This is a genomic window from Acinetobacter sp. ANC 4204 (assembly GCF_002135205.1).
GTDB lineage: Bacteria > Pseudomonadota > Gammaproteobacteria > Pseudomonadales > Moraxellaceae > Acinetobacter.
Window position 1 is genome coordinate 68,939 of the sequence record NZ_NEFZ01000003.1, and the last position, 17,691, is coordinate 86,629.

The 17,691-nt window shown below is 43.0% G+C and carries 16 protein-coding genes; 5 read left to right on the top strand and 11 right to left on the bottom strand.

Going from position 1 to position 17,691, the window contains the following annotated elements:
* Positions 1-192: 192 nt before the first annotated feature.
* Complete coding sequence (locus B9T36_RS07905) at positions 193-1,065, bottom strand: acyl-CoA thioesterase (RefSeq protein ID WP_086208965.1); 873 nt, start codon at positions 1,063-1,065, stop codon at positions 193-195.
* Between the two features lie 292 nt (positions 1,066-1,357).
* Between B9T36_RS07905 and plsB the strand changes: the two genes are divergently transcribed.
* A complete protein-coding gene (gene plsB / locus B9T36_RS07910) occupies positions 1,358-3,931 on the top strand; it encodes a glycerol-3-phosphate 1-O-acyltransferase PlsB (protein ID WP_086208966.1) in 2,574 nt (857 codons plus the stop codon).
* 259 nt (positions 3,932-4,190) lie between these two features.
* A complete protein-coding gene (locus B9T36_RS07915) occupies positions 4,191-4,634 on the top strand; it encodes a GNAT family N-acetyltransferase (RefSeq protein WP_086208967.1) in 444 nt (147 codons plus the stop codon).
* Positions 4,635-4,817: 183 nt separating this feature from the next.
* On the opposite strand, the gene B9T36_RS07920 is transcribed toward B9T36_RS07915, so the two are convergent.
* Positions 4,818-5,633, bottom strand: coding sequence for an NAD-dependent epimerase/dehydratase family protein (locus tag B9T36_RS07920; RefSeq protein WP_086208968.1), 816 nt, complete (start codon positions 5,631-5,633; stop codon positions 4,818-4,820).
* A 33-nt stretch (positions 5,634-5,666) separates the two neighbouring features.
* On the opposite strand from B9T36_RS07920, the gene recG reads away from it, so the two are divergent.
* Positions 5,667-7,712, top strand: a complete 2,046-nt coding sequence (gene recG, locus B9T36_RS07925; RefSeq protein WP_086208969.1) for an ATP-dependent DNA helicase RecG — start codon at positions 5,667-5,669, stop codon at positions 7,710-7,712.
* The gene (locus B9T36_RS07930) at positions 7,699-8,346 is read left to right on the top strand and encodes a ComF family protein (protein ID WP_086208970.1); all 648 of its coding nucleotides are present in this window, start codon (positions 7,699-7,701) and stop codon (positions 8,344-8,346) included. Before recG ends, B9T36_RS07930 begins: the two co-directional genes overlap by 14 nt.
* Here the strand turns inward: B9T36_RS07930 and B9T36_RS07935 are convergent, their stop codons facing one another.
* On the bottom strand, positions 8,347-8,751 hold the full coding sequence (locus B9T36_RS07935) for an NUDIX hydrolase (protein ID WP_086208971.1): 405 nt from the start codon (positions 8,749-8,751) through the stop codon (positions 8,347-8,349).
* Positions 8,748-9,347: a TIGR00730 family Rossman fold protein gene (locus B9T36_RS07940; RefSeq protein ID WP_086208972.1), complete on the bottom strand. Its 600-nt coding sequence runs from the start codon at positions 9,345-9,347 to the stop codon at positions 8,748-8,750. The genes B9T36_RS07935 and B9T36_RS07940 overlap by 4 nt, the downstream gene beginning before the upstream one ends.
* A gap of 152 nt (positions 9,348-9,499) precedes the next feature.
* On the opposite strand from B9T36_RS07940, the gene B9T36_RS07945 reads away from it, so the two are divergent.
* Entirely contained in the window at positions 9,500-10,513 is a 1,014-nt protein-coding gene (locus B9T36_RS07945; protein ID WP_086208973.1) for a CorA family divalent cation transporter, read from the top strand.
* Between the two features lie 81 nt (positions 10,514-10,594).
* Here the strand turns inward: B9T36_RS07945 and B9T36_RS07950 are convergent, their stop codons facing one another.
* The 7 genes from B9T36_RS07950 to B9T36_RS07980 all read right to left on the bottom strand — a co-directional run bounded on the left by B9T36_RS07950 (position 10,595) and on the right by B9T36_RS07980 (position 17,677).
* On the bottom strand, positions 10,595-10,882 hold the full coding sequence (locus tag B9T36_RS07950; protein ID WP_086208974.1) for an STAS domain-containing protein: 288 nt from the start codon (positions 10,880-10,882) through the stop codon (positions 10,595-10,597).
* Positions 10,883-10,893: 11 nt separating this feature from the next.
* Entirely contained in the window at positions 10,894-11,529 is a 636-nt protein-coding gene (locus tag B9T36_RS07955) for an MlaC/ttg2D family ABC transporter substrate-binding protein (protein WP_086208975.1), read from the bottom strand.
* A 20-nt stretch (positions 11,530-11,549) separates the two neighbouring features.
* A complete protein-coding gene (locus tag B9T36_RS07960) occupies positions 11,550-12,224 on the bottom strand; it encodes an outer membrane lipid asymmetry maintenance protein MlaD (protein WP_086208976.1) in 675 nt (224 codons plus the stop codon).
* A complete protein-coding gene (gene mlaE, locus B9T36_RS07965) occupies positions 12,224-13,003 on the bottom strand; it encodes a lipid asymmetry maintenance ABC transporter permease subunit MlaE (RefSeq protein WP_086208977.1) in 780 nt (259 codons plus the stop codon). Before mlaE ends, B9T36_RS07960 begins: the two co-directional genes overlap by 1 nt.
* Positions 13,000-13,818 (bottom strand): ABC transporter ATP-binding protein, encoded by an 819-nt coding sequence (locus B9T36_RS07970; protein ID WP_086208978.1) that lies wholly within the window; start codon positions 13,816-13,818, stop codon positions 13,000-13,002. The genes mlaE and B9T36_RS07970 overlap by 4 nt, the downstream gene beginning before the upstream one ends.
* A gap of 405 nt (positions 13,819-14,223) precedes the next feature.
* Positions 14,224-16,089 carry a DEAD/DEAH box helicase gene (locus B9T36_RS07975; RefSeq protein ID WP_086208979.1) on the bottom strand — a complete coding sequence of 622 codons (1,866 nt, stop codon included), beginning with the start codon at positions 16,087-16,089 and terminating at the stop codon, positions 14,224-14,226.
* Between the two features lie 757 nt (positions 16,090-16,846).
* On the bottom strand, positions 16,847-17,677 hold the full coding sequence (locus B9T36_RS07980) for an inositol monophosphatase family protein (RefSeq protein WP_086208980.1): 831 nt from the start codon (positions 17,675-17,677) through the stop codon (positions 16,847-16,849).
* Positions 17,678-17,691 lie beyond the last annotated feature (14 nt).

The window sequence follows — 17,691 nt, forward strand, 5'->3', positions numbered from 1 at the left end:
CCATGTGAATCGGCTAGAATCGAGGATTTTTTTGTCACAAGTACTGCACATTCCCCCATATACCTATCACCAAAGGTGAGACCATGACAATTGAAACTCAACTCATAGCTCAGCTCTGACCACCTTTCGGTCGTAAAATCAGTCATAAAAAAAGCTGAGTCATATCACTCAGCTTTTTCCTATACTCAGGCTTTATTGGGCTTCGATTTCACGGAGCCGAATCAAACCTTCTTGCGTAGTACTACACACCAGCTCACCGTTTTGCCACATCCGACCAAAGTTTAAACCACGTGAACTGGCACTTACTGTGGCGTCCATGTCATACAGCATAAACTCATCCACGCGAAAGGGTTTATGGAAATACATAGCATGATCAATACTCGCACACTGCAAACTTGGCGAAAGATAGCTTAAACCATGTGGACGCAGTGCCGTAGTCATTAAGGTAAAGTCTGAATAGAATGCCGCAATCGCTTGATGTAACGAAACCTCATCTACCTCAGTTGCAATGCGGTCATGCGTACGAATATAGTGTGCATAGACAGGCGCTTCTGGCTGCGGTTGATATGGGTTTTGTGGATTGATGGGACGAATCTCCACATGCCGATCTCGCATAAAACTTGCACGCACATTTTCAGGCACAAATTCTACCATCATCTTTTTCAGTTCAGCCTCAGATTTTAGCGACTCTGGTGCTGGGTATTCAGGTTCGCTAATTTGATAGTTCAGCCCTTCTTCATTGTCAGCAAAGGACACCATACACATAAAGATGGTTTTACCATGTTGAATGGCACGCACTTGACGGCTGACAAAACTACGCCCATCACGAATCCGATCGACTTCATAGATAATCGGTGCGTTTACGTCACCACCAAATAAAAAGTACGCATGTAAAGAGTGTGCAGGACGATCTGTGGTATATGATGCTGCACGCAGTGCCTGACCTAAGACTTGCCCACCAAAAACACGCTTCCCAACCAAATTACGGCTTTGTCCACGAAAGATGTTTTCCTCAATTTTTTCGAGGCTCAGTAATTCAACCAACTCTTGGGTTAAAGCATTCATAAACAACCTACTTAATGGTGAGATACCCAATATTTCTGTAAAGTAATAGGTATCATATATAGAGTATAAAACCTATTTTGCCATAAATTCTGACTAAAACCCTAGAGATTGCTTGACTGAGATGTCACAACTTTTTTTCGTTATTTTTGACTAAAAATACGATTTTTAACGATAAAATTCACCATATAAAACAAATTTGTCAGGAAATGACATACGGTTTATGTTTACAATTACGCAAAATAAATACCCCTTCAGGCAAACTGCGGGATTGGTCATTTAAGCAGGAGTGTATATGTCCAAAAGTGGCTTTGGTCAAATGTATAGAAAGCTTTCAAGTAAGCTTCTTGACCTAATCGTAACCCCACATGTATTGGGTGAGGTTCCAACAGAACCGACAGCAAACGATGCTGACTCAGCAGCTTCAGACCATCCCAAAAAAATTGTCTGTTATGTACTCCAAAACCACTCTCGTAGTAATGCGCTGTTGGTGGATGGTGAAACACGTCGCTTAAAGCTTTCCCCTGCACTAGACCCTTTAGTCTTGGGTACACATCAAGAAAAAGCATCAATCGTGTTTCTACAACATAACGATGAAAATAATTTACTTAACGCTCCATCCCACACCTTTCCACCACGTCTTTTACGTTTGGTTGAAGCTTTAGAAAAACAACCCGACTTAGACGTAGAGCTGGTGCCTGTGACGGTACTGTGGGGGCGTTCACCAGATAAAGAAGACTCTTGGTTTAAATTGTTATTTACTGACACTTGGGCGACACCAAGTACAGTGAAACAGCTGATGAATATTGGTTTACATGGTCGCCAGTCATTTTTAGAGTTCCATGAAAGTCAGTCTTTACGTGCTTTAATTGACTTTGCAAAAACCACCTATCCGAACTTATCGCCTGCAACGTATATTCTAAACACCCTAAATAATCAGCTCGATGCACACCGTGAAGCAGTACTCGGCCCTGACCTTTCAGACCGCCGCAACGTGATGCATTCATTGATTAAAGCCAATGATGTACAAGATGCCATTCGTCGTGAAAGTATCCGCGGCAAAATTAGCATGTTGGATGCAGAGCGTCGTGCCATTGGTTATGTCAATGAAATCGTATCGGACTATTCACATTCCACCATCCGTTTTGCTGAAATGGCGCTAGCACGTTTATGGACGCAGCTCTATGACGGGGTTGAAGTCCATAACTTCAATACGGTTCGTGAGTTGGCAAAAGATTATGAAATTGTGTATACCCCATGTCACCGTAGCCATATCGACTATTTACTGCTGTCTTATGTGGTGTATAACCGTGGTTTGATGGTGCCTTATATTGCCGCGGGCGATAACCTGAATATGCCATTTGTTGGGCAAATTTTACGTGGTGGCGGTGCATTCTTTATTCGCCGTACTTTCCGCGGTAATGCGCTCTACACTTCGGTCTTTAAAGAATACCTATACAGTATTTTGTCGCGTAACACACCTTTAGAATACTTCATCGAAGGTGGTCGTTCACGTACAGGTCGTCTGCTACCCCCAAAAACAGGTATGTTGGCCATGACGGTGCACAGTCACTTGCGTGGTCGTGCCAAACCGATTGTCTTTGTTCCGACCTATATCGGTTATGAACGCTTGATGGAAGGTGCAACCTACGTTGGTGAGATGAACGGTAAACCGAAAGAAGCTGAATCTGTCTTTGGGATTCTGCAAACTTTACGCAAAATTGAACGTATTTTCGGTAAAGTCCATCTCAACTTTGGCGAACCAGTCTTCTTAGATGACATGCTGAAAAAGCATGGCGCTGAGAATGTACACATTGCTAAAAATGATGATCCAATTCCGCAAGAAGTCTCTGATGCTGTAAATAGTTCTGCACATGCGATTTTAGAAAATATTAACCGTGCCGCTGTGGTGAACCCTGTTTCATTACTGTCTTTGGTTCTGTTGGCTACTGAGAAGCATACGCTTGATGAAGAAATCTGTATCAAACAGCTTGATACCTATCGCAAGTTGTTGACCACACTTCCTTATGATGAGCGCCTCTTGGTCACGCCATTATCAGGTAAAGAAATCATTGCTTATGGTTTAAAGCTGAAACTGATCAAACGCGTCAATCACGTACTGGGCGACATTATTGCGATTGCGGACAATCAAGCAGTACTGCTGACCTACTTCCGTAATAATATTTTACATGCCTTTGTGTTGCCATCACTCGTTGCCGCTTTGGTTGAACACAATGGAACCATTGGCCGTGGTGATTTAATCAATGTGATTCGCACGCTCTATCCATTCTTAAAAGCAGAACTGTTTTTAAAATGGGAAGATGCTGAGCTCAAAGACCAAATTTGTGCCTATGTAGATGGTTTGATTCAAGCCAAACTGATTTCTGAAGATGCCGAAGGCCACTTGATTTCCCCTGCTCCAAACAGCGAAGATCATAACCAGTTGGTGGTATTGGCAGCGCCAGTCATGCAGAGTCTTGAGCGTTACTACATGACGCTTGCGTTAATTACACAGCGTGGTTCTGGGAATATTTCAGCACGTCAGGTGGAAGAACTCAGTCATTTGGTGGGTCAGCGTTTGTCTGTCCTATATGAGTTCAATTCACCTGAATTCTTTGATAAAGCCTTGTTCCAGAGCTTTATTAAAGTGCTGACGCAACAAGGTTATATCAGCACCAACTCAGACAACGCGATTGTGTTTGATGAGAACTTCCAAAACGTTGCTCAATATGCCAACTTGGTTTTAGATGATGTCACATTACAAATGTTGCAACACATCACTACTTTCAGCGATGAAGAACTGAAAGACACGCTAGACAAAGTGGCTGCTGAACAAGCGAAGAAGCGTTTGAAACGTAAGAAGAAGTAATTTCTTTTTTAAAGCATAGGTATCTACAAAATGTAGGTGCCTATGCTATAAGTCTATGAATAAAAATTAAGTTCTATTGCGTATAAGCTCTATTATGTTAAGTAAATCGTAAATATATAGATCGTTTTATTTTTAAACATATATTGGCTACTTTATAAATTTTGTCTGTAACTTCAATACTGGTTAGTTAGACTGATGATCTATGGATTTATAAGCATATGATTTAATCCAAGACTGAATTAAATGGGTGGAATGAAAAGTGGCAATAAAATTAGCAACTGCAAACGATCTTGAATGGGTAAATGCGCAGTATCAAAAGATAGATTTTGTCCCAAGCTCTTTCGACAATGAAATTATTGCTATCGTTACTTATAACGATGACTTTGCAGGTGTTGGCAGGATTGTTTACCTCAATGATGAAGAAGTCGAAATTGGGGGAATCTATATACTGGATGAATTTAGAGGTCTATCTTTAGCAAATGAGCTGGTTGGTTACTTAGTAGAAACAGCTAAAAAGAAAAACCTTAAAGCAGTATATTGCCTCCCATTTGAAAATCTTAAGACCTTTTATCAAAGATTTGGTTTTAATGAGTTTGAGCATGATGCTAGTCAAGTAAATGAAAAAGTTATGAAAAAACATCAATGGTGTTTAGATAATTACGACGCAAAAGTTCTCTTACTGAAACTAGTAGATGATTGTTGATTTTTTCTAAAATTAACATAATACACCTTATACGAAATTATTGAAATTTTCCCATATGCATCAATATCTTAGTTAAATCTGTTCTATAGTTCATCGCACTAGAACGGATTTGTCATGATTATTCACGTTCCACAGCCATTTCCCAAACGATGCTTCACATTTTTTATGAGTGAAAGTAAAAAATTATTTTGACTCACGCTCTTCTAACAATGCCAAATAATCATCAAAACAATGTGGATGCTGTAATTCAAAATTCATCTGCTGCATCCGCGTAGCATAAATTTGCTTGCCTGATGGCACATCACTTTTCAAAACCAAAGCTGGCAGTCCTAACTGTTGTTGAAACCATTGGATAATTTCATGCAAAGGCAGTGGTTGGCTATTGCTACAAATGTAAGACTTTTCAGTATGTTCCACGTGAAGCAAGTGCGCTAAAAAAGCCACCAAATCATCAATATGAATTCGGTTTGACCAATGTAGTTTGGGATAAGTTTTCGTGGTTTCCGCAAGTTTAATCATACGCGTAACTGAGGTTCCATAAATGCCTGTTGGACGTACAATCACACATTCAAATGGATAAGCCTGTTGCCACAAAGTTTCCATGTTCAATAGCACTTGCCCTTGCGCATCGCTCGGTTGGGGACACGTGTCATCATCAACCCGCTCCCCTGCACTTTCACTATAGACACGTGTGGAAGAAACCACGATCACTTTTTTTAGAGGATGGCTTTTTAAGGCATGTAGCATGGGTGCAACCGAGTCTACAAAAGTTCGCTGATACGATTCCACCGTACTGCCCTCAGGCGAGAGTAAGACATACACAGCATCAATCGGTGCGACTTGGGATAAATCCAACTGATGAATATCTTGAGTCAAATGCTCAGCCCAATCATCTGATTTCGGACTTCGGCTAATTGTGGTAATTTGGTGGCCTTGCTGAAATAACTGTTTAGCAACACGCTGAGATGTTTTACCATAACCTATAAATAAAATATGCATTTAGCACCAAATCACAGACAAAGTTGAGGGGACATGGCTGCAGTCCATCAGTTGCAGGGGGTCGGATCTGCCTCTGCTGCACTACTTGAAAAGTTGAATCTCTTCACTACAGATGATCTGTTGTTTCATCTGCCACGAGACTATGAAGATCGTAGCACGATCATCCCCATGAACCAATTGACTGTGGGGCGTAGCTACTTACTCGAAGGCACGATTCAAGGTGTGGACTTTCCGCCGGGTAAACGTAAATCAATGGCGATTGGACTGCAAGATGACTTTGGCAAAGTGACTTTACGCTTTTACCATATTTATAAAGGTTTAACGGACCGCGCAAAGATCGGTAATCGTCTGCGTATTTTTGGTGAAGTCCGCGTGGGCGCGCGTGGCTTGGAAATGTATCATCCTGAAATTCAACTCATTACAGAGCATACGCCACTTCCACAAACTCAACTGACTGCGATTTATCCCAGTACAGAAGGGCTGACTCAACCCAAGTTTCGTGAATACATCAAACAGGCTCTCGCCAAGCACAGTGATGATTTACCTGAACTACTGCCCGCAAAATTTACCAATGGCTATGCACTTAAACAGGCGTTGGACTACATCCACCACCCTCCTGTAGATGCCAATATGCTGCAATTGAGTCAAGGTTCGCATCCAGCCCAGCAACGTTTGATTTTTGAAGAGTTGGTTGCGCATCAGGTCAGTCTATTAAGCCGTCGTGCCTATATCCAACAAATTGAAGCACCGCGTATTTCTGCCAGTCGTCAGTTTGCCAAACAACTGCTCAGTAGCCTGCCTTTTGAAATGACCAATGCACAAAAGCGCGTCTCCAAAGAAATTGTACACGACTTAAAACTCAATAAACCGATGTTACGTTTGGTTCAAGGCGATGTCGGTGCAGGCAAAACCTTGGTCGCAGGCGTCGCAGCCTGTCATGCCTTAGAAGAAGGTTGGCAAGTGGCGTTAATGGCACCGACTGAAATTTTGGCGGAACAACATTATCTCAATTTTAAAAAATGGTTTGAGCCTTTGGGACTCAGTGTATCTTGGCTTTCAGGTAAACAAAAAGGCAAAGCCCGTGCCACAGCCGAACAAGCCATTGTTGACGGCACGGCGCATCTGGTGGTGGGTACGCATGCCTTGTTTCAAGACAATGTCCGCTTTGCCAAACTCGGGTTGGTGATTATTGATGAGCAGCACCGCTTCGGGGTCGACCAGCGCTTAGCCCTGCGTAATAAAGGTGCGCAGAATATGACCCCACATCAATTGGTCATGACCGCAACGCCGATTCCACGAACTTTAGCCATGTCCGCCTATGGAGACTTAGATACGTCCGTGATTGATGAACTTCCACCCGGACGAACGCCGATTCAAACCGTGACCATTCCACTCGACCGCCGTGAAGAAGTCCTGCAACGTATTGCCAGTAACTGTCTAGAAGGCAAACAAGCTTACTGGGTCTGCACCTTGGTTGAAGAGTCTGAAACCTTAGATGCTCAAGCCGCTGAAGCGACCTATTTAGAAATTAAAGAACGCTTCCCCGAGCTCAACATTGGCCTCGTACATGGCAAAATGAAAGCCGATGAAAAACAAGCCGTGATGCAACAGTTTAAAGCCAATCAATTACAACTGTTGATTGCTACGACAGTGATTGAAGTGGGGGTCGATGTACCAAATGCCTCGATCATGGTGATTGAAAATGCGGAACGTTTAGGACTGTCTCAATTGCACCAATTACGTGGCCGTGTTGGTCGAGGTGCCAAAGCCAGTTTTTGTGCACTATTGTATAAAAGCCCGCTATCTCAAAATGGGCAAGAACGCCTACGCATCATGCGTGAAACCAATGATGGATTTTTAATTGCCGAAAAAGATTTGGAAATTCGTGGCCCAGGTGAATTACTCGGCACCAAACAAACCGGGGATATGGGCTTTCGTGTAGCGAAACTGGAGCGTGATGATCATTTGCTCAATCAAGCCCATTTTGTCGCAGCTCAGATTTTAAAAGACTATCCTAGAAATGCTGAAGCCTTACTGAAACGCTGGCTGCCTGAAGCACCACGCTATGCCTATGTTTAGTCATTTACTGCACACTGCCAAACAGTTGCTACACAAAGCACAGCCTTGTCAATTGTGTGGCATTGTACGTGCAGATCTGCACTCGGTCTGTCTGGACTGCTGGCAACAACTTCCTCTGCATCCACAAACCATTGAAAAACAAGCGCTGAGTATTCATGTCGCAGGACAATATCAATATCCTTTAGATCATTTGATTCAGCAGTTCAAATATGAACAACAACTGCATTGGCAACCTTTACTTTCAGGCATTCTTCAGCAAATTCGCTTACCTAAAGTGCAAGCAATTGTTCCGATGCCGATTTCGAGCCAACGTTTAGCGGAACGTGGCTATAACCAATCAATGATCCTCGCCAAAGACTTAGCCAAGCAGCTAAATGTTCCCATTTGGCAACCTGTGATTCGGCTACATCAACATTCGCAAAAAGGACTCAGTCGACTAGAACGCTTAGATCACATTCAGCAACAATTTAAAATTGATCCACAGCAACGCCAATATGCAAAACGTTACCGACGTGTTTTGATTTTGGATGATGTCGTGACCACGGGCAGCTCCATTCAGGCTCTGACTTTACAGCTTGAACACTTAGGTTGTCATAAAGTCAGCGCCGCGTGTATTGCCTACGCACTGGAATAGTTAAACGACTTCAATCAGCAAATGTTCGCGCACCCAAGGGATGACCACCTCTGTGGTTAACGGTGCAAGTGCAGTTTGTTGATCATCCAAGTTCAGCCACTTCATTTCCGCAATTTCAGCCGCAATCTGTGGCGCTTGCTGAAGCTGAACATGATAAACGTAGCTGACCAATTTAAAATCAGGCTCGTTAGCTGTGGCTGTTTCAAAACGACCGACAAACTGTTTAATAATCGCATCTGTGCCTATTTCTTCCTGAATCTCACGCAGCATGGTTTGCTCAGGTGCTTCATTTGGCTCAAGCTTACCGCCAACTTGCATAAAACACGTGGTGTTTTGCTTGCGCACCAATAAAAGCTGCTGTTGTGCATTTACAATAATAGCTGCAGCAACCGTAATCACCTTCATGCTTTGACATCCAACAACTCAGGATCAACCATGCCCCACTTCGGTTCAGGCGCGTGGAATTGATCCATTTGCTTTAAAATTGTTTTCACTGAGTCCGATACAATCAGGCTGTCGGTAAAGCGCGCATGGGTAAAGCCTTTGTCGGTAGTCATCTTCAGAAATTTAAGTAAATCATCATAAAAGCCATTTACATTCAAAAAGGCATTCGGCTTGAGATGAATACCGAGCTGAGCCCATGTCCATTGTTCAAAGATTTCTTCTAAAGTCCCTGCGCCGCCTGGCATTGCAATAAATCCATCCGACAAGGCTGACATTTTCAGTTTACGCTCTTGCATGTCTTTGACGACATATAACTCGGTGAGGCCTTGATGTGCCAACTCACGATCCACCAACACGTGTGGAATCACACCAATCACTTGACCACCCGCTTCTAAAGCACTGTCAGCCACAATACCCATTAAGCCTGAACGACCCCCACCATAGACCAAGGTTTTGCCTTGTTCAGCGATGGTGTGTCCAACCTGACGAGCTGTTTCTGAAAAAATTTGATCTGAACCTAATGCGGAACCACAAAAGATCGCAATTGAATTTGTCATTTTTTACTCTGATATTTAATTGTCATGCAACTTCACTAAAATGAATGGATATTTTTTAGCAATTTAACCATTCGATCAGTGTTTTTATTGCAATCCTTGTCTAAAATACACCCATCCACCTCAACCATTACTGCGCAAAGGAGAAAGACGGCATGCTTGAAGCCTTTTACGCCACAGAGCGCGGTAGCTTAGAAGACATCACCATTAATGGCGATTTCGATCTTCAGCCCGATTTGGTCTGGCTTGACCTCATTGCTCCCTCACAAGAAGAACAACAGTGGATTTTAGATGCATATGAACAAAATTTACCTACGCTAAAATCACTCGAAGACATTTCATCTTCAGCTCGATTCTACCGTGATGATGATGGTATTTTGCATATCAGTACGTATTTTTTAACGAAAAATAAAAATTACCAAGTCGATGGCGAAACTGAAGAAAGCAACGGAGCGCTTGCCACGGTACAAACCGTGGCTTTCATTTTGCATAAAGAGCGACTCTTCACTCTTCGTGGTGAAAAATTAGTCGCATTTCGGGCATTCCGTGCACGTGCACGTCGTAATGACTACGAAATTGACTATAAAGACCCGACATGGATCTTGCTTGGTTTACTTGAAGCCAAATTGGATGAGCTTGCGGATATCTTAGAAGATATCCACAAGGACTTGGAAAAGTATTCCACAGAAGTGCTGAATAACCGACACCGTGAGATGATTCTCGACTTGGATGACATGATTACGCGTCTGGCCCACTTGGAAGATATGCTTGGAAAAGCACAGCTGTGTTTGATTGACTTACGTCGTGTACTGACTTTTTTATCACGTCCACGTGCTTTAGGCAGTCATATTTATGATGCGGATATTCGAGAGCTCAGCGAAGACGTCCGCTCACTGGTTGAACACGATGCCTTCTTGTTCCAAAAAGTACGATTCTTGCTCGACACCACCTCAGGCTTCATTAACACCGAGCAGAATGACACAATCCGTCGCTTCTCCATCTTACCGAGTATGCTCGCTCCACCGATGCTGATTGCCAGTATTTATGGGATGAACACCGATGTGTTGCCTTTTGCAAGAGGAACGACCAGTTTTGTGATTGTCAGCTTAATTTTGGTGGCTTTCTTGATTGGCCCACTGATTTACTTCCGCTGGAAAAAATGGATTTGAGTACACCTTAAGACACTGCTTTTCCTCATAGATTTAAGAAATGCAATAAATAAAAAAAGCACCTCACGGTGCTTTTTTTATTTAAGGGATTAACTTGAGGTCATCCTGTAAATGACAGGCTTGAATGATTTTCATCATTTTTTCAGGCACCGCTTTAAAATGTAAACTGTGCGCATTTGGTGTTTGACGCACCCAACGGACTAAAACCGCCAGTGCCAATGTACTACCATGCTCAAGCTGGGCCAAATTAACCACCACAGGATAAGACTGTGACTGCATCACTTTCAAACCTTGCTGATAGTAACTTTCAGCATTGTCATAGGTAATCTGACCTGAAAGCTGCATTTCCTGATTGCTAAAGTTAATCACCTTTCACCTACTTATTTTTTCTTTTCAACCGCTGCTTCTGCATCAGGTTGGAAGTTTGCAATCGCTTTATCTAGGTCGCCACCATTACGTTTAACCGTTGCCGCGAACTGATTACGGAACTGTAAACCAAGGTCGATACCCGACACATTGATATTACGGATTTTCCATTGGTTGCCTTTATCCGCTAACTGGAAAGATACTGGGATTTTTTCGCCTTTGTTATTAAAGTCGATCGTCACCACAGGGTTTTTGCTGTTCGTTTCTTTATACGGACGGATGGTATATGTCTGATTACTAAACTTCGCGAATGCAGTACCGTAGTTTTCAATCAAAGTTTCACGAAAGTTATTTTCAAACTTCGCACGCTGTGCAGCAGTACTGTATTGATTGGTCGCATAAGTCCCCATCACGATACGTGAAAACGCTTGTGAATCGACATACGGATCTAGATTTTGACGAACAATCGTTTTCACAGCAGCTGGGTTGTTTTGTAGCTTGGCATGATCTGCTTTTAAACGCGCAATCAGGCCATCTGCCACTTTTTTAACAAAAGCAGGTGGTGCTTCACTTGGCGCTGCAAAAGCAGTACCTGCAAGCAAGGTTGATAAAATGCTAGCTGTTAGTGTTTGTTTCAATAAAGTATTCACTACAATTGTTCCTCTTCAAATCATTCAACAAATGACACATTGGCATCTGTTGTTTCAGCGGTTTCAGGTTGCTCAGTCTTTGCTGTAGCATCTTGCGATTTACCTGCCCCACCCGTAATAAATTTAGTAATTAAGTCTTCTAGATCCATTGTACCTTGGGTATTGCCAATGCTTTCACCACGTTTCACGTAGTTCAAGCCACCCCCCGGAACAATTTTCAAGTACTTTTCACCAAGCAGACCATTGGTTGCCACCATAATATAAGCATCTTCATCAATGCTGGTGATGGACTTCATGTTCGCAATAAGTTGCTTTTCCATTTCTTTTTGTTGCGCAGCATCCGCAGCGGTATAGTCGCTACTGTAACGAAGCTCTTCAAGTGCATTCTTTTCAACTTCTTTGAGCTGTGTTGCATTGAAAGATGTCAACTTCCCATCTAAAGAAAAAGAAACCGTGGCTAAACGTGTCACAGGGTCTAAGCTAATTTGATCAACTTGACCAATTTTCACCCCACTCATCGTCACTTTCGCACGTGGTTTTAAACCATTCACGTTATCGAAGGTTGCACTCATTTCATAGCGATCACTGAGATTTGAACCCACCAAGCCACTTACTCGCATCGCAATAAAAAACAAAGCGATACCGAAGAGAATGACAAATATGCCGACTGCCAGCTCACTTGCACGTGATTTCATTAAACACCTCCAAACATGACCGCAGTCAACACAAAATCAAAACCTAAAACACAGAGCGATGAATACACCACAGTGCGTGTGGTTGATGTCGCAATACCTTCAGATGTCGGTTCACAGGCATAGCCTTGATACACCGCAATCCATGTACAAATTAAAGCAAAAACAAAACTTTTAATGATGGTGCCATTCAGGACATCTTTATAGAACTCTACGCTACTTTGAATGCCACTCCAGTAAGAGCCCTCATCTGCACCCAAGAAGTCCACACCCACCATTTTACCGCCCATAATCCCGACTGCAGCAAAGATGACAGACAGCATCGGCAAACTAAAAATACCCGCCCAAAGTCGCGGTGAAATCACACGTTTGAGTGGATCAACCCCGATCATTTCCATACTGGACAACTGCTCTGTGGCTTTCATTAAGCCAATCTCAGCTGTTAATGCCGAACCTGCACGGCCTGCAAACAACAGTGCAGCAACCACAGGTGCTAACTCACGGAGTAAAGTCAATGCAACCGCAGTACCTAGCATCGCTTCGCTACCAAAGGTCACTAAGATGCTATACATCTGTAGACCCAAGACCGCACCAATAAATAGCCCCGACACCACAATAATAAGTAGCGACAATACGCCAACACGGTACATTTGGTATACAAATAACCGAACGCCCTGTACCGTTGGCATCGAAAATAAGATTTGCAATAACATTAAGCTCGCAACACCTATGCCGCGAACCCGTTCAATCACACGTCGACCTAAGAGTGCTATCGCATTCATGCTTGCACCTCAGTACTTAGATATGCCTTTTGGCTAAATTGATAATCGACAGGTCCTTCAACTGAACCTGTTAAAAATTGTTTCACGAATGGAGATGCATTCGCCTGTAACTGTTCAGGCGTCCCCTCACCTTGCACTTTGCCCTCAGCGACAACATAGATATAATCTGCTATCGACAAAGTTTCAGCCACATCATGTGAGACAATAATTGTTGTTAAATCAAGAGCTTCTCGCAATGATCGAATCAGACGTGTGAGTACACCCTTCACAATCGGATCTTGTCCTGCAAAGGGTTCATCGTACATAATCAGTTCAGGATCCAGTGCAATCGCACGCGCCAAAGCCACACGACGGTTCATCCCGCCTGAAAGCTCAGAAGGCATCATCAGCTCTGCGCCGCGCAGGCCGACAGATTCCAGTTTTAAAGACACAATCTCTGCAATCAAATGTTCAGGCAATGCCGTGTGCGCGCGAATTGGGAAAGCTACATTTTCATAGACTGACATGTCGGTAAACAGCGCTCCACTTTGAAACAACATGCCCATACGTGCACGCGCAGCAAATAACTCTTTGCGTGACATTTTCGCAATGTTTTGTCCATCTAAAAGCACTTCGCCCTGATCTGGTGTCAATTGTCCCCCAATCAGACGCAGTAAAGTGGTTTTACCTGTTCCCGATGGTCCCATGATGGCCGTGATTTGACCCTGTCGTATTGTAATACCGACATTGTCGTAAATAACACGTTCCCCTCGCTTAAAGCTCAGGTTTTTGACCTCAATGAGGGCTTGAGCAGTCAGAGGCGCTTGATTATTCATAGCTGTGCGTTTTCCTGCATTTTTTCAGCATGCATACTATAAAGGATTAAAAAACGATATGTTAGCGTATTCCATGCCTAATTTTGTGCACGAATTGATTTCAATTGGTTGTATTTATATTTATTTAATGGAAGAAAACAACCTAAATAAAGCGGATCACTTCATCCATAGCGACTATAGACAAAGAAAAGGATATTGCAAATCAGTAAAAAAAATCCAAGATAATGTGCCATATTGACCTCTTTCGCGTCAGAGTGAGTGGCGATTGATTCAACCTCATTATTGTGCATCATTATTATCAATGTAATTAAAATATGACTCAGTATACATTTTAATTTTCGGATTGAAAGCAATAGACATAAAAAAAACCAGTGTTTCCACTGGTTTTTTTAATTTTAGTTCAAATTAGTCATTGAACTTACGACGTGGGCGGTCAAAACCACCTTCAGTGCGTGGACGATCTGAGTTAAATTCACGCTTTGGATGATCTTCACCAAATGTACGCTTAGGGCGGTCATCACCACCAAACGAACGCTTAGGACGATCTTCACCAAAAGAACGTTGTGGACGGTCACCAAAACCACCTTCACGGCGTTGTGGACGATCACCAAAATCACGTTTAGGACGGTCACCAAAAGAACCTTCACGACGTGGTTTATAGTCTACACGGTTACCACGGTTGTCATCATTCGAGTCAAAACGCGGCTTATCGTTGAAACCACCTTCGCGACGCGGGCGATCGTTGTTAAATTCGCGACGTGGACGGTCTTCGAAACCACCTTCACGACGTGGACGATCATTGTTAAATTCGCGACGTGGACGGTCTTCAAAACCACCTTCACGACGTGGACGATCGTTGTTAAATTCGCGACGTGGACGGTCTTCAAAACCACCTTCACGACGTGGACGATCGTTGTTAAATTCGCGACGTGGACGGTCTTCACCACCGAATGAACGGCGTTCGCCATCACGACCACCTTCACGACGTTTAAAGTTGCTTTCGCCTTCAAAACGACGACCGCCACCAAAACCGCCACGACCGCCATCACGACGACCACCGCCATTGCGACCACGACCACCATCACGACCAGAACGTGCTGGAGGTGGAGATGGCTCTAAACCTTCAATTTCAGATACTTCTAAACGTGCATCTAAGTAGTCTTCTAAAGCACGGATTTTACCGCGTTCACGGTAAGTTGCTAAAGTAATTGCTTTACCAGTACGACCCGCACGACCTGTACGACCAATACGGTGTACATAGTCTTCGTTCTTCATAGGAAGACCGAAGTTAATAACGTGTGAAATTGTTGGTACGTCTAAACCACGTGCAGCAACGTCAGTTGCAACCAAGATTTTTGCACGACCTTCGCGGATGCTACGTAAACGACGGTTACGAACAGTTTGTGGCATTGCACCGTGAAGTGCAACTACTGAGTGACCCGCTTCAGCCAATTCTTCAGCAAGCATGTCTGTGTCTTCTTGTGTAGACGCGAAAACAACTGCTTGATCAAGATCTTCTTCGCTCAACCAGTGCGTTAAAAGTTTTTTCTTGTGCTCGAAACCATCAGTCCAGTGTAAAGTCTGAGTGATATCTGTATTAGTAGAATGACCTGTCTCAATTGCAATACGTTCAGGATCATTCATCATGCGTTCAGCAAGTGTGATGATACGTGGTGCAAATGTTGCAGAGAACATTAAAGTTTGTTTACGGTTTGCAGCAAGGTCGCTAATCGCTTCTAAGTCTTCAGAGAAACCTAGATCAAGCATACGGTCTGCTTCGTCAACAATTAGAGCATCAACTTTGTCTAATTTGATTTGACGACGGTTCACAAGGTCAAGTAAACGACCTGGTGTTGCAACAACAACTTGCGCACCTTTTAACTGTTGGATTTGTTTACCAAATGGCATACCACCCATGATTGCAGCAATACGTGCACCTTTCATGTGGCGAACAAATGCAATTGCATCTTGGCTCACCTGTTGCGCCAACTCACGTGTTGGGCAAAGAACTAAGATATTCGGTTGAGTAATTGCTTTCATACGTTCTTTGAACGGAACGAAAGTTTCTTGGCCTGCAAGTGCGTTTAACGTTGGTAATAAAAACGCTGCAGTTTTACCTGAACCAGTTTGGCTCGATACTAAAAGGTCTTTACCGTCTAAAGCTGCAGGAATAGATTGTTCCTGAACTGGCGTAGGAGACGTAAATCCTAGGCTTTGTAGAGCTTGTTGTAACGATTCGTGTAAAGGAAATTCAGCAAAAGTCTTGCTCATAGAGTATTTCACCCGAAAAATGGGTGCTCCATTAAAAATAAAATCAGATGGACATCGGCAAAAAGCGGCACAGCAATAATCGCTGAAAATATAGAATCAGCGGCGATCCGAGAACGACGATGCGTATAACGCACATTTGATTACAGCCGCAACCTGAAGGAATCGCTTAAGCGATTGGGTGGGGCGCGAAATAATGTCCTCTCTTTGGACCGGACGCGCATACACAATGATAGAAGAGAATGTTCAGGTAATGAACGAAATTTAGTGCGTGGGCGGAGTATAGCAGGATATTTTCAAAAGTCACCTCTTTTCTTAAAATTGATACAATATTTTTATCAAACATTGAATAAATACAGGTTTTCACTTCAATTTTTTTGACCATCTAGGAAAAAATTAAATAGCATTCTTCGTTCTCCCCCTCCACTATCAACCATAAAACGCAATTAATTGTACTAGCTCTTGCTCTAATGCTGCCACGATTTGACACGGCAATTGATCGGTGATGACGGTCCTACACGACAAACTTAAATAGTGATCTATACGCTTATTGATTTTAGTGCTCTCTTTTTCTTTATTTGCCTTTAAATAACTGCGCCCCATTTGTCGTTTCACAATTTCTTGAATACAGCATTGCTTGTCTAATGATGGCAAAAATAAAAAAGTATAAGGGTCTAAAATGATCTGTTGTTTAAGCCTTAAAGAAAAAGCCCTCTTGTGAGGGCTTTTTCTTTAAGGCTTAAACACGATCTACATGCTATTACTTAGCAGCTTCACCCCAAGCAGGTACAACTGCTTTCATTAGAGGTTTCAACAGCTTCATAGAACATGCCAGTACTTGGCCATTTTCCATAGATTCGCTACCACCACGTGCATCAACCACTGTTCCGCCTGCTTCTTTCACAATCAACTCACCAGCTGCGATGTCCCAAGGCTTTAAGCCGAGTTCGAAATACGCATCGAAACGACCTGCTGCCACATACGCCAAATCTAATGCTGCTGAACCTGTACGACGGTATTGCGCGCCAGCTTCAGTCACATTTAATAATGAATCAAAGTGATTTTTTGCATAAGAAATCACTTCACCATTACGTTTTGCACGGTAAGCATGACCCACAGACATGAATGTATTTTCAAGGCTGTCTTTTACATTTACACGGATACGGCGTTGATTCATCATGGCACCACGACCACGACTTGCAGAGAACAACTCATCTTTCACAGGGTCATAAATTACACCGTGTTGAGTAATGCCTTTATGTTGAACTGCAATAGAGATACAGAAGTGAGGAACACCGTTAATGAAGTTTAGCGTGCCATCAAGTGGGTCAATGATCCAACACCAATCTGCGTCGTGACCTTTACCTTCTTGAAGACCAAACTCTTCACCAAGGAAGCTGTGATTTTTATAACTTTTACGTAGGGTATCTATCGCCAATTGTTCCAAATAACGGTCTACACGCGTTACAGGACCATCAATTCCTTTTTCTTCGACTTGTAGATCGAGCTTATGACGATTTTGATGCGCTTTTAAAAGCTCTTGACCGACTAATTGAGCCGCACGCGCAGCCATCACCACCATAGGTTCCATTGAACACCCACTAC